The sequence below is a fragment of the Bradyrhizobium sp. USDA 4506 genome, assembly GCF_054058795.1.
This window is the reverse complement of the sequence record NZ_JBSSBM010000002.1, coordinates 3382308-3395094: the sequence shown is the minus strand read 5'-3', so window position 1 is coordinate 3395094 and position 12787 is coordinate 3382308. Positions and strand designations below refer to the sequence as shown.

Here is a 12787-nt window from a genome sequence, read left to right as displayed (position 1 = left end):
GCCGGGCCCGAAATGGTTTGTCCCGGCGGCGCCCTGTCATTCCCAGCGCTAGGGCCCTGAAATTCCCAGTGTCATTTCCTTAGCAGATCCGCGGAGAGACGGCTGTTGCCGAACTCACACAAGCTTCTAAGAGAGGAGCCGACGCCAGGGCCTACACGTCAGCTCCTCCGAAACGTGACCGTGCTGCGTCCCCAACGGTCCCGTCCCTCAGAGAAGCCTGCGCCGATCTAGTTGCCGATTTGCTAACCGTCCCTCTCGTCGGCAGGGCGGCCGATACCATCACTCGAGTTCCGATATCGTTTTTCGGCGAGCCTGGCCGGGAGGTAATCCCTATTGGTGCTATTGGCGGCAGGAACGAGCGGTGGTTTTGGAAGTAGTGTCTTCCGGCTCCCGGCTCTATACCCCCAACCCGGCTGGGAGCCACAGGGGCGGCCTCGGCGCGTGGCGTCGGGGTCGTTCTCATCTTGCAGCGTCGCTTCAGAACAGACGCTAAACCGCCGTATTGCGCCCGTGTTGCGCGGAGTGATTTGTAGCGGCTGGTAGCGCGTTGATTTTACTTGCAGCGAGTTGAGCTGGCTCGCAACGCGAAAACGCTCACTCAGAACGAAATGAGCGCGGCTTAAATTATTGATCTATCGGTAAAATCGCTGGCGCGCTCGGAGAGGTTCGAATTTTCCCTCTAAGTCGTTCAGGCACCAATGAATTTTTGCTTCGATTTTGTTCGAGGGGCAAGTCGAGGGGCTGGCAGTGAGGTCAGTCAATCAAATTTGTCGCCTTGATCTTGCGAGCTGTCGTTCGGGAGATCGGCGGCGCGGTGAAGAGCTTTGGAGACAAAAAAATCGCCGCTCGCTTGAAATAAATCGCGAGCGGCGGCTTCCCAGCCCCCGGGAGGGTCACGCAAAACCCGGTGCCGATCATTCAGCACAAAACGTGCCAAGGTTTTATGTCACGTAGCGTAGGCGGTCGGGGCTCGCTCCCGATTCGGCATAGGAACAACTGGCCCCGGCCCCATCGCCAGGGCCTTTTTGGGCCTGCTGCTCAGCACAATGCCGCCCTGGGGGCTCCGACGATCATTAGCCGGTGCGCTGAATATTTGAGCTTGTCCAATCACGTCCGTGGTCCCGTCTCCGGGGCACCAATGTTGAGGGATGTAGGGCTGGTTCTAAGCACCCTAAGGCTCGGTGCAGCCAAACCATTCACACTGCGTCCACCTACTGCGTGCTGAGCGATACCCCGAGGATATGCGCTTTCGCGGCTGTGGCGGCGGGAGTTCGCTTCAGCGTCTTTGCAATTTTTTTGACGCCAGCTTTTTGCTTGGCAAGCGACTTCAGCGTCTTAACATCATCCTTCGTCCACTCACGACGAGCACTCTTTTTCTTTTTGACCAAGGCATCGATCCTTCATCCACTTTCGTGGCGGCGTTCTAGCACGGGAGGTAGTTGGTGCAAGCGATCAGCCGTTGTGGGCACGGCCCTGTGGCACTCACCTCGAGGAATGTTGCAACGGGGAATACAAAAAAATGGAAGCCGACAGACGAAAGTTTTAAGCGCCACCTGCGTCCCAAACGATGCGAGCCGGCTCAGGTCATCGCATCAGCCTGAACAGCTCAAGCACGTCGGCAAGCCGCAGCTTCGCGCCCTTGGGCATCTGCTCGAGGAGGAGATGACTGGTATCAGCTGCGATCTCGTCCCGCTTGAGCGGATCGTGCTCGACATGAAACGCCCGCATGTTGGCGGCGAACTGCCGGGCTACCGCAGGCGGGATTTCCAGCGGTCTCCGGATGGGCATGTCTGGACAGATAATTATCGGACCCTGGATTTGCGAACCCTAGGCAAATATTCGATTGCGGCAACTGGAAAACAGGCAGAGAATTTGATGGTCCCCGCGGCTTTAGAAGTTGCGCATGCGCCCTAGCGGTACGCAGGGCGCACGCTATCAACCCACAACAAGCCCCACGGCTATCACCGAAGGAGGAGGGAATGACCGCTCATAATTCCGGATGGAGGCCGCCTACTGCCGCCCAACGTGAGGCGCAAAAGGTCTTCAAGGAAACCGATGCCAAGCCGGCGATGTCCGAGTATCAACGCACCCAAGCGGCGTTTCATGCAAACCGCGAGCGCTTAAAGGCTGAACGACTGGCCCGTGAGGCCGAAGCGGCGGCCCGGAAGCACCGCAAAAACTTGGTCACGGCCCACTCTCAGAATGTGCACGGCGGTCTGCGTCACCGCTGATATGAGAATCCAGATTAACCGTCTCAGTTGGCGGAGATTAGACACCAGCGCTGACTGACATGCGTTAATGCGATTAATCGTGCTTTTTGTCGCGCTTCATGTCCATGCGGTCGATGCGTTCGTCGATCAGCCGACGTATTTCCTCGTCCCGCCGCGCTCTTCTTCTCCTGAGGCTGCCACACAGGCCATAGACGAGGATGATCAGGACGAGCGCAAAGCCCACGAGATAGAAGGACCGGTCCATTTCCATTATTCGAGCTGTCGATACATGGCCGGGTGAATTCGGTTCTTGACCTTGATCCAGTGCGCACACCGGCCGCCGCGGTAGGGGCGACTTGGAAACGCCTCACGTCGGTCTTAGTTGCTGGCCCCTCCAACACCACGACGAAGGCTCCCTGACGCACCCATCAACTCAGCGGGGGCCTCCGCGGCTTACGTCACAGCGATGGACGCTTGGAGTTCATATCCATCCTGCACCGGTCGCAATGGAGCCGCCGGCAACAGGAGGGAGAGCAGATGAAGATGACGAGCATTCGTGAACTGTCAGCCGACGAGCCGGGAGCAGTTTCGGGAGGTAAGCCGTCCAGCCCGGTCAGAGTTCCTGCAAATGCGTTACGACAAGCTGCTGGCGGCGATCGACAAGAATCTTGCGATGGTGAAGCAGCTGCAGCCCGGCGGTTACCTTCCGCCCGGCTGAGGCAATCAGCCGCCGATCGGCAACATGCGGATTCACTCAAACAACAACGCCGCCCGCTTGAAATGATCGCGAGCGGCGTTGGTCCAGCCCCGGGAAGGTTCTGCAAAATCCCGGCAGCTAAGGCTGCAACATGTAGAACTAGCAGTCTGTTCGGTGTCCGATACTATTCCGCAGCCCTGACACATGGGCCCATGCGTTGCCTTTGTCATAAGAGGGTCAAATAGCTTTGCTCATACTTTTGTCGGCCGGCTATGGCCGCTGCCAGGATAATTGATGTGGCCGGTAGGGGCCGCCTGAATTTTAAAGCAAGGCAGGCGGTCCCGCTAAACCCTCAAGGTGCGCACGGAAGGCTGTCCGACAATTGTAATCGCCGTGACGTATTAAGCTGAAATATGCTCGAAGGTCTCAGCGAGGAGTGTGGCAATGGAGAATATTCGGAGCTACCGCGCACTCAGCACGTTGTGCCGCCAGAAAGCGGCATTGCGTCCTACCGAAAGATCGATGTGGCTCTGCCAAGCTGAGCGTTGGGAGCAGATCGCCGAGGCCGAAATTGCAGCGCATTTCAGGGCCTGCAACACCGATTATTCGGAGAATAATCAATCGGCGGCTTGAGTTCACACCGATCTTAAGCCGCTTGGAAAGCCCAATCGATCCGCGTGGTTCAAACTCCGAACCAATGCCTCATCTGCCTCAGCATCGCTAGCACGGCATCGGTATAAAAACCGTGGGTCAAATACTGGTCTACTTGCGATGTGCCTAGCACCGCGATTGCTGCAATTGCGAAGCCTTTGATCATAGTGGGCCCCATTGAGAGACCGCCAACTGGGCTAGTCGGTTAAGCCTTTCCGAATTCGCTGTCGTCTGCAGTGAGCCTAGCCTGACACCAATTGGTACCAAATCGTTAATGCGTTGCGTGTTGAAGGGCGGGATAAGTCGCTCACTGCCGGGAGCGTACATGGGCCGTTCCGGTTCGCGCGTCACTTTTTTCCAAAAGAAACGGCCCGAGCACCCTTGGAGCTTAATGCTGGGGCCGTCTCACCGCGCCGGCTGAATCGAGAGGGGGCCGTTCGCGTCTTACGGCCCCCAGCCAAGGAAATTCTCGAAAATCTCACGCACTGAAATGCTCTCACCTCGGCAAGAACCTACTTTACTCTTATCCACAGGCTTGAGGATTCCGGGAGAGCACGGTGTTCCGAGGAGCGGAACCGATCAGCATGTCAGCCAAACAGAAGCCACGCCATACTGGCAAGAAGCGCAATGAATGACACTGCTACAGTGCTGGCGAGGGCGATCTCCACGCTGTCTATCCGATCAGATCAGAGTACAGCCGCATTGAAATTCCCCAGCGATAAAATGACCGCTGTGGCCATTAACAACCGAAGGGTGTCCTAGTTCCGATCTGCGGGTGTCCTAACTAGGACGGTACCCCGAGTTTGCGTGACCCGCGGGCGCGCGCCTCATTTGGCCTTCCCCAGACTGATCTCGACCAGCCGGCGGATCACCTCAGAACGGCTGGGCGTGTCTTTGCGCCCTGCGTCACTGCCTGAGCTCATCTTGCGCTCTATGACCAACACCAGCAAAAGCGCGATCAGTGGGGAGATGATTAACGCAAGGATGAACCATCCTGCTCCATTGCGACCGCGCGCATTCGCGGCGACGCCGACAACGATCGATAGACCTCTTGGTCGAGCGCAAGGGAGTGCGATGCCGTGGTTTTACGGGGGACGATTTGTGAACTGGTTCACAAACGGCCGGCGAGCGAGCTGACGCGCATCTACGCGGACATGCGGGCTCTCAAGACAAAGCGAAACTACCTCGTCCATGGGGAGACTTATGAGGCGTCTTTCAAGCGGCGTCCTCGTGCACCGTATCGCAGTACCCTTTGATAACCATCCGAATTGTACGCAAATGCGTCCGAAACTGCGCCGTTTTGTATCGGTTCGTTGTCGAGCGCTCGCCTTGAATCTATGGCTGTTCCGCTTCTCTTGAAGAGACCGCAGTGAAGGTCTCATGCATCGGTAAGGCGAACACACGCGACCGACGAGCCGCTTTCAAAGCAAAGATCGATGACGATAGCAAAACGCGACGCACCCGTCCGGCCTACCTTGGAAAGACTCGGTCTTACTGTTGCAGAAGCTGCAGTGCTTTCCTCACTCGGCCAGACGTCGGTCTATAAGGCGATTAGGGAAGGGCGCTTGCGAATTCGCAAGTACGGCACACGAACCATCATCACGCGTGCCGACCTGGCGTCCTTCTTGGAGAACCTACCCGATGGTCGCGATGGCTTCGAAGCCTGATACCTAGCGGCGGGCGGAGACAGCCAGTTAGGCGGCCCTTATCGATTTGACGTTGTTTTTTGGTGGTCGCGTCGCGAAGTCAGCAAACGCCTGCATCACGACACGACGCTTCTTGAGCGCCTCACCGCGCTTATAGGCTTTTTCAGCATCATCGCCGGTGATGTGATGTAGGCAATGCTCGACGATCTCCTCCTCGAAGTCGGTTTCCTCCTGTGCCCAGGTCCGGAACGTGGTCCGGAAGCCGTGGACCGTCAGTGTTTCGTCTCCGGTGATCTCCTTCAGATGTTTGAGCATGGTCATATTTGAGATCGGCTGCTTTAGGCTGCGACCTGGAAATACGAACTCGTCACTAACGCGGCTCTGATAGGCCTCGCGCAGATAGGCTAAGGTCTGTCGGGGCATCGGCGTCCGTTTGGGCCGTTCGTTTTTGGTATCAAGCGTGTTCAGATCCCAAAGCCCGCCTTCGAGATCGAGTTGCGGCCAGCGCATGTTCTGCACTTCATTGGTTCGAGCCAGCGTGAGGATTGCGACCTCGAGGGCCCGCGCGCTTTGATCGGGATCAGCGTTGAGCTTCTGCATGAATGCCGGCAGATCATGGTAGTCCATGGCCTTATGACTGCCGCGGATCGTGCCCCGCTTTCGCTGCTTCGGCATAATCGGCTTCAGTCGGCTGTCCCAGTCCGCCGGGTTGTGTTTCGGCCGTGGATTCAGCGCTATCGCCGCGTCCAGAATCTTTTTGATCCGCTGGCGTGCATCGCGAGAGATCTCGCGCTGATGCCAGACCTTCCGCAGGACTCCGCTAACATGTTCGGTTTCAATCTGGTCGAGTTGCAACTTGTGCAGCGGTTGGCAGGTAACCTGTACGATGCGCCGAAGCTTGTTGCGCGCAGCTTTGTGTTTCAGGCCGGTCTCATAAGTCTGCCGCCATTCCTCGGCGAATTCACCAAACAGACGCGATCCTTGCTCGCGGCGTCTGTCCTCGTCGCGCTGATCTCGCGGATCGGTCCCTTTGGCAAGAAGCCGCAGGGCGTCGATCGCCTTGTCCTTGGCCTCTGAGGGCTTGAGGCCTGCAGCTTTGGCCGAGCCGAAACCCATCTTTCTGACGATGCCATTGCGCTGGTAACGGAACGCCCAGCGCCGGCCGCCGCTGGGGGTGACGATCAGATAGAGGTTGTTGCCGCACGGGTACTCGCCGGGACCGACGGAAAGGTAGTTCTTTGCGGTGATCTCCGGTTTTTCAGTTGGAATCTGCATGGGAGATTCGAACTCCTGTCCCTCGCAAAATAATGCGGCTCTCGGCGATGGGAGATTCTAACTCAGATCGAGGGACAGCAAAAGGGGCGTTCCGGCGCGGGATCGCCGGCGACGACGAGCGACGGACGACGACGCTCGGCGACGCGAAAATGAGATGTAAAACAGGCGCTTAGTTGGTTGGTGGAGGCCGCGGGCGACGATGAGCGAAGGGCGGCAAAAGCGGGCTTGGCGCGCTCGGAGAGATTCGAACTCCCGACCCTCGGAATCGAAATCCGATGCTCTATCCAGCTGAGCTACGAGCGCGTCGCGGGTCGATTATCAGACTTGGGCGGGGAGGGCCAGCAGGCACGGAGCGCGGCACCCGGCGGTGCCGGCACGTCCCGCCGTCTCCCCTACAGCCGTCAGAAGCAGGGATGCCGGCGGTGGTCCTGGCCGATATAGGCGGCCGCACTCTGGTAGCACTTGTTGCGCGGGGAGCCGTCGTAATAGGCGAAGCTGCCGGCAGTCGGGCCCGGGCCGTAATTGTGCAGATAGCTGATGTGGTAGGGCAGGCCCCAATGGGCGTGGTGGTGATGCCTGTGGTGGCGCGGATGGGCCGTGAGATCGGCCGCGACCGCCGGGGTCAGGGCCATCACGGCAACAGCGAGGGCGGCGAAAAGCTTGGTCTTGGTCATGGGCGGCCTCCGGGCATTTACGGGAATCGGCATTGTGGGCCGCCCCGGGGGCCCATCTAACCCGGAATCGGGGCCAAAAGCTGCGGGAAATCAGTCACAGCGCGCCAAATTTTGCCTTTTTGCGGATGCTTAACGGATTGCCAACACAGTCCGGCCAGAGTCTTGCGGTCAGGTCCGCCCGGGCCCGGCCTTTCCCGCGGTTTCGAACGATCCATGCGCATCACGCCCCTTGTCGCCTTGCTGCTCTCGGTTCTGGCCGCGACGCCTGCGCGGGCGGTGCTGCACATCACGCGCGACCATGGCGGCTATGTCGAGGAGTACAAGGCCAAGTACAAGCAGATCCGCGAGCGCCGCGAGCGCGTCGTGATCGACGGCATCTGCAACTCGGCCTGCACGCTGGTGTTCGGCATCGTGCCGCTGAACAAGATCTGCGTCACGCCGCGGGCCAGCATCGGCTTCCACCAGGCCTATTACGACAAGGCCTTCACCTTCGGCATCAAGGTCACCAGCCTCGAGGGCACCTCCGATCTGATGTCCTACTACCCCGATACGGTGAAGGACTGGATCCGCCGCAATGGCGGGCTCACCACCGAGATGAAGAAGATCAAGAACGGGGTCGATCTCTGGAAGATCGTCGATCCCTGTCCGGAAGAGTGGTAGGCGCGGACGCGCTCGCGCTTCGAACCTCCTTGCTCAGGTCTTTGTTTCAAGTCTTGGGAGATTCAGGTGTGGGGTTTCAGGTCTTGGGCCTGACGTCGCCATCCGACACCAGCAGCACGGACGCCTTCGACTTGCCGAGCACGGCCGCGGCGACGCTGCCGAAATTCAGGCTGTCGCCCTGGATGCGGTCGACACCGATCACGACGAGGTCGGCCCGGCTTGACGCGATCTCCTGCAGGATCGCGACCTCTGGTGCGGTGTTGGCACGTAGCCGCGTCGTCACGTTGATGTCGTAGCGCGCCGCGGTCGCCGCGATGTCCTTCAGGATGGCTTCCTCATGCGCCAGCGACATGCTGGGGCTGGTGCGGCGGGCGCCCTTGTCGCGCGTGGTCGAGACGTAGACCACCTGCAGCGGCTCGCTCGAGAGGCGCGCCAGCGCGATCGCGACCTCGGCTCCGCGCCGCGAGACGTTGCTGCCCGAGACCGGCACCAGGATCTTCCGCGCATTCGCCGTCGGCTCCTTCTCGTGCACGCCCTTGGCGGCCGCGATCGCCAGCGGACCGTCGAAGCCGGAGGTCAGGTCGTCGAGCCGCCGGTCGAAGCCGCCATCGGGGCCGGCGACCGCGTCCATGCCGACCACCAGCAGGTCGAAACCTTTTTTGGCTTCCTCGGCGATCGCCTCCGCCGCCGTCTCCTCGCGGGCGCGGCTGATGACGTCGACATTGCCGCCGCCGTCGGCATCGGCTTCGGCGCTCGCCTTGGCCGCGTTGATGACCGCCGCCTCGGGGCTCTCCTCATCCGCACGGTTCTTCTCCTGCAGCTTGGCGTTGGCGCCGACATGCAGCACCGTGATCGGCAGACCGCGCCCGCCGGCGAGCTGGCCGGCGAGATGCGCGGCGAATGTCGCGTTGCTGCTCTCGTCGACCGCGACCAGCAGCCGCTCGAGATTGGCGACGAAGCCGCGCTGCTCGTATTCCTCGCGCTCCAGCCGATCCTTCTCGTCCTGGCCGAGCGGCAGCCGCGCCAGCGCGCTGCGCAGCATCGGCGGCATCGCCATCGTGGTCAGGATCGCCATGGTCACGATCATCGAGAACATGGTCTGGCTCAGTACCCCCATCGAAAGGCCGATGGTGGCGATGATCACCTCGGTCGAGCCGCGCGCATTCATGCCGCTCGCCAGCGCATAGGACTCCTGCCGGGTCAGCCCGCCGAGCGCACCGCCGGCAAAGGCGCCGCCGAATTTGCCGATGCTCGCAATCAGCACCAGCGCCGCGGTCAGCCCCAGCACCGACGGATCCTTCAACACCGTGAGGTCGGCGCTGAGGCCGGCGAGCCCGAAGAATACCGGCATGAACAGGCTCGAGATCAGCCCGCGCAGCCGTTCGTCGATCTGCCGGGTCAGGATCGGGGATTCCCCGACCAGCACGCCGGCGATGAAAGCGCCGAGCACGGTGTGCACGCCGATCAGATGCGTGATCATCGCCATCCCGCACATCAGCAGCAGGATCACGGTGATCACCGCCGCCGAAGAGACCAGATTGTCGTTGGCCCAGCGGATCAGCCGGAACACCAGCCGCCGGCCGATCGTGAAGCTGACCGCGAGGAAGGCGAGCGTGCCGAACAGCGCCTGCGCGACCGAGAGGATGTCGAGGCTGCCGCGCGAGGCGAGGCTGAAGATGACAGCGATGATGATCCAGCCGAGGGTGTCGTCGATGATCGCGCTGGCGACGATGATCTGGCCGACATTGCGGCGCATGAAGTTCATTTCGCGCACCACGACGGCGACGATCTTCACCGAGGAGATCGACAGCGCCGTGCCGAGAAACAGCGAGGCGATCAGCCGTGCTTCGGGATGCGGCAGCAGGCCGTCGGGGAGGAATTCGGCGAGCACGAAGCCGCACACGAATGGCACCGCGATGCCCGCGACCGAGATCGTGGTCGCGGCGCGGCCGACCTTCCGCACCAGCTTGAGGTCGGTGTCCATGCCCGTTAGCAGCAACAGGAGCAGGATGCCGAACTGCGCAATGCCGTCGATCAGCGCCTTCTGCTCGCCGGATGGCGGAAAGATCACGCCGTGCGCCGATGGCCACAGCCAGCCGAACAGCGATGGTCCGAGCAACAGGCCGCCCAGCAGTTCGCCGACCACGGAGGGCTGGCCGATCCGCTGCATCAATTCGCCGAGACCGCGCCCGACCGCGATCAGGAGCGCGATCTGGACGAGCAGGATGAACTCGGATGGCTTGCTCGCCTTGTCGCCCGCAGCGTCGGCTGCCGTGATGCTCACGAGCAGGATGACGGTCGCCCAAATCGCCGGTTGAAGCCGCCCCCAGCGGATCACCATGGCATCTCCGATTTCCAATTCCAGCGCGGCTCGGCCGGCTTGCCGCATGCGGTCAACGCCCGGGTTCCGAAAGCGATCCACTGGGTCAGATTTTGGAACGGACGCACCGGCGGTTCGTTTCGCTCATGATGCGTTCATCCTGGTGATGCGAATGTCTCCATGAGCGAGCCTGACCGCCGGAGCGGCTATGGCTCAGCTCGCGCGAACGGGAGGCTGCAATGGCAACCAGATCCAATCTTTCGAAGGCTGAACTCGCGCGTAGCGTTGCCGGCGCCACATCGGCATTGGTGCTTAGCGCGCTCGTCCTATTCGTCGCCGCGCATCACCTGAGCGGCGGGTAGGAAGGCGGCGCGTGCTGCGCCGATTCATCAAAGCAGGAAGGTCCCGATCAGGAGGCCGGCCGCAAATGCCCAAAGCCCGAGGGTGCAGGCCGATATGACCCGGACGAGATTGCGCAGATCCACGTCCTGCCAGCTGCTATGGGACCGATACGTCAATTGCAGGCACCCCCTGCGGCGGCCGCCTTTGCTTCGCTTTTGCTTCTTTGCTTCTTTGCTTCGCTTTTGCTTCCTGGGCCGACAGCCTGTTCCCGATAGGTGCCGAAATGAAGGCAACCGGTGGTGGCGCCCGATCACGCATTTGCGAGCCGTCGCCTAACGCGCGATGAGATCGTGTGCCGTCGTCATCGCGCTCTAGCTCATTGTTTGAGCATGATTTTTTCGGAAAACCGCCGCGCATTTCCCGGATCATGCTCCGGCTTGCGGTATTGTCTTCCTGTCTGTGGGGCCACGTCCGTGCCGGTCAGGCGGCCCGGCGCCTGCGTGCCGCCTTTTTCGCCGAACGCGACCGCTCCGCCGCGGGGCGGCTCGCGGCTGCCTTGCCGCCGAGCTTGCCGCCCTTGCGCGACGGGGAATGATCCTCGCGCGTGCCGCGGCCGGAGCCGCTCTTCTTGCCGCCGTGGGTCTCCTTGTTGACGGTCGCCCATGCGCGCCGCTCGGCCTCGCGATCCGGAACACCACGCGTCTCGTAGCCTTCCTCGATGTGCTCGGCCTGCCGCTTCTGCTTGTCGGTATAGCTCGACTTGTCGCCTCTGGGCATCGCGCTCTCCTGTCTATTTTGATCGAGACGTCTGCCGGACTTCGGCCGTGTCGTCGCTCGTCTCGACAACCTCGAATCTGGATCGGCTGAAGCGGCCCAATCCGCTGAGCTCGTAATAGCCGTCACGTTCGATATCCCTTGTCACCTCGTAGACGCGCCCGAGCGAGAGCGTATCCCGCTGCAACGTGTTGTCGACGCAGCGAACGTGAAAAATCTTGCCGGTTTCGGCCATGCGCTCATCCTGAATTGTTGGTCTGGTTCGGCGTTACTTATCGCGCAACGTCACGATCGCAACCGGCAACCCTGCCGCGGGCCGATCACGAAATTTCGTTCGGTAACTTCCATTCGGGCGCCGGTTCGAACACTTCGCTATCGGCGGGAATTCGCTTCATGTGATAGCCGGTCGGCAGCACCTGGCCCGGCGCTTCATCCGCGACCGGAACGTCGAAGACCAGCCCGCAGATCAGTGCATGTTCCCACGCTTGCTTCTCCGTCGGAAAAGCCTTGTCGATCTGTCTGTCGCGATCGAACAGCGCGTAGGGCATCTGGCATCCTCGCTGCATTGGCTTGGCGCAGGCGGCTCGCTTGTCGTTCGCCCGATATGTCGAAAACGTCCGTTGCCGACCGGTGTTCCTAAATTCGCCCGCCGGCCGCGAACGCCGAGCCGCTCCCTTGCATGATATCGCTGAGATATTTCGCCGGTGGCTTGCCGAGCGCCTTCTTGAACATGGTGATGAAGGCTGTGACGGATCCATAACCGAGTTCGGACGAGACCTGCTGAACGCTCGCGCCGGCGGAGAGTTCGCGCAACGCGACGATCAAATGCAGTTGCTGACGCCAGCGTCCGAATGTCAGGCCGGTTTCCCTCAGGATGAGCCGCGCGAGACTGCTCTCGCTCAGCGCCACGCGTTCGGCCCATTCGGCCATCGTGCGGCGATCGGCCGGATCGTCGGCGAGCGCTGCCGCGATCCGTCGCAAGCGTGGCTCGGGCGAGATCGGCAGATGCAGCTGCTGCAGCGGCATGTGCGGCAATTCGCTCAGCAGCAATTGCGCAACGAGGGTTTCAGTGCCGTGGTCCTGCTGCATACGGTCGGAAAGCGCGATGATCAGCTCTCGCAGCAAGGGTGAGATCGACAATGTGGAGCAGCGGTCGGGCAGGTCGGCCGCACCGGGCTCGATGAAGACGAAGAAGATTCGTGCATTGGCGGTTGCGATATTGGTGTGGCGCGTGCCGCCGGGAAGCCAGACGCCGCAATGCGGCGGCACCATCCACAACCCGTTCGGAACGCGGCACATCACGCCGCCGCCGAGCGCGAAGACGAGCTGTCCCTTCCGGTGCGCATGCTCGGCCGCCTCGACCTTGTTTTCGGTGACGTCGAGGCGCACGGCGATGGCCGCCGCCGCGACGTCATCCGGATCAAGGTCCGGCCAGGGATAGCGAAGTTGAAAGCCCATAAGGGAGCCGGAAACCCGTCGAGTGACCGAATTTAGCGATCGATAGAACAGATATGTAAATTCTTCCGACAGCCAAGTCG

15 protein-coding genes and 1 tRNA gene are annotated in these 12787 nt (G+C 61.1%); 4 read left to right on the top strand and 12 right to left on the bottom strand.

Annotation, left to right across the window (positions count from 1 at the left end; all coding sequences use genetic code 11):
- Positions 1 to 757 precede the first annotated feature (757 nt).
- From ACVIHF_RS18235 to ACVIHF_RS18225, 3 genes are all read right to left on the bottom strand, one after another.
- Entirely contained in the window at positions 758 to 937 is a 180-nt protein-coding gene (locus ACVIHF_RS18235) for a hypothetical protein (protein WP_253608257.1), read from the bottom strand.
- 274 nt (positions 938 to 1211) lie between these two features.
- Entirely contained in the window at positions 1212 to 1388 is a 177-nt protein-coding gene (locus tag ACVIHF_RS18230) for a hypothetical protein (RefSeq protein WP_456792408.1), read from the bottom strand.
- 196 nt (positions 1389 to 1584) lie between these two features.
- Positions 1585 to 1788: a hypothetical protein gene (locus ACVIHF_RS18225; RefSeq protein WP_253608259.1), complete on the bottom strand. Its 204-nt coding sequence runs from the start codon at positions 1786 to 1788 to the stop codon at positions 1585 to 1587.
- A gap of 191 nt (positions 1789 to 1979) precedes the next feature.
- Between ACVIHF_RS18225 and ACVIHF_RS18220 the strand changes: the two genes are divergently transcribed.
- Positions 1980 to 2231: a hypothetical protein gene (locus ACVIHF_RS18220; RefSeq protein WP_253608260.1), complete on the top strand. Its 252-nt coding sequence runs from the start codon at positions 1980 to 1982 to the stop codon at positions 2229 to 2231.
- A 73-nt stretch (positions 2232 to 2304) separates the two neighbouring features.
- Here ACVIHF_RS18220 and ACVIHF_RS18215 read toward each other — a convergent pair whose 3' ends face one another.
- On the bottom strand, positions 2305 to 2475 hold the full coding sequence (locus tag ACVIHF_RS18215; protein ID WP_253608261.1) for a hypothetical protein: 171 nt from the start codon (positions 2473 to 2475) through the stop codon (positions 2305 to 2307).
- A gap of 876 nt (positions 2476 to 3351) precedes the next feature.
- Between ACVIHF_RS18215 and ACVIHF_RS18210 the strand changes: the two genes are divergently transcribed.
- The gene (locus tag ACVIHF_RS18210) at positions 3352 to 3540 is read left to right on the top strand and encodes a hypothetical protein (protein WP_253608262.1); all 189 of its coding nucleotides are present in this window, start codon (positions 3352 to 3354) and stop codon (positions 3538 to 3540) included.
- A 1454-nt stretch (positions 3541 to 4994) separates the two neighbouring features.
- On the top strand, positions 4995 to 5225 hold the full coding sequence (locus ACVIHF_RS18205) for a helix-turn-helix domain-containing protein (RefSeq protein WP_253608263.1): 231 nt from the start codon (positions 4995 to 4997) through the stop codon (positions 5223 to 5225).
- 27 nt (positions 5226 to 5252) lie between these two features.
- Here ACVIHF_RS18205 and ACVIHF_RS18200 read toward each other — a convergent pair whose 3' ends face one another.
- From ACVIHF_RS18200 to ACVIHF_RS18190, 3 genes are all read right to left on the bottom strand, one after another.
- Positions 5253 to 6479, bottom strand: a complete 1227-nt coding sequence (locus tag ACVIHF_RS18200; protein WP_253608264.1) for a tyrosine-type recombinase/integrase — start codon at positions 6477 to 6479, stop codon at positions 5253 to 5255.
- Positions 6480 to 6705: 226 nt separating this feature from the next.
- Positions 6706 to 6782 (bottom strand) — tRNA-Arg (locus ACVIHF_RS18195).
- Positions 6783 to 6880: 98 nt separating this feature from the next.
- Positions 6881 to 7153, bottom strand: coding sequence for a hypothetical protein (locus ACVIHF_RS18190; RefSeq protein ID WP_253608265.1), 273 nt, complete (start codon positions 7151 to 7153; stop codon positions 6881 to 6883).
- 213 nt (positions 7154 to 7366) lie between these two features.
- On the opposite strand from ACVIHF_RS18190, the gene ACVIHF_RS18185 reads away from it, so the two are divergent.
- Complete coding sequence (locus tag ACVIHF_RS18185) at positions 7367 to 7813, top strand: hypothetical protein (RefSeq protein ID WP_018272072.1); 447 nt, start codon at positions 7367 to 7369, stop codon at positions 7811 to 7813.
- A gap of 76 nt (positions 7814 to 7889) precedes the next feature.
- Here the strand turns inward: ACVIHF_RS18185 and ACVIHF_RS18180 are convergent, their stop codons facing one another.
- From ACVIHF_RS18180 to ACVIHF_RS18160, 5 genes are all read right to left on the bottom strand, one after another.
- Positions 7890 to 10154, bottom strand: a complete 2265-nt coding sequence (locus ACVIHF_RS18180; protein ID WP_253608266.1) for a cation:proton antiporter domain-containing protein — start codon at positions 10152 to 10154, stop codon at positions 7890 to 7892.
- An 801-nt stretch (positions 10155 to 10955) separates the two neighbouring features.
- The gene (locus ACVIHF_RS18175; protein ID WP_253608267.1) at positions 10956 to 11252 is read right to left on the bottom strand and encodes a plasmid stabilization protein; all 297 of its coding nucleotides are present in this window, start codon (positions 11250 to 11252) and stop codon (positions 10956 to 10958) included.
- Positions 11253 to 11265: 13 nt separating this feature from the next.
- Positions 11266 to 11484 (bottom strand): hypothetical protein, encoded by a 219-nt coding sequence (locus tag ACVIHF_RS18170; RefSeq protein ID WP_028337636.1) that lies wholly within the window; start codon positions 11482 to 11484, stop codon positions 11266 to 11268.
- Between the two features lie 85 nt (positions 11485 to 11569).
- Positions 11570 to 11797, bottom strand: coding sequence for a hypothetical protein (locus tag ACVIHF_RS18165; RefSeq protein WP_253608268.1), 228 nt, complete (start codon positions 11795 to 11797; stop codon positions 11570 to 11572).
- Positions 11798 to 11885: 88 nt separating this feature from the next.
- Positions 11886 to 12707: an AraC family transcriptional regulator gene (locus ACVIHF_RS18160; protein ID WP_253608269.1), complete on the bottom strand. Its 822-nt coding sequence runs from the start codon at positions 12705 to 12707 to the stop codon at positions 11886 to 11888.
- Positions 12708 to 12787 lie beyond the last annotated feature (80 nt).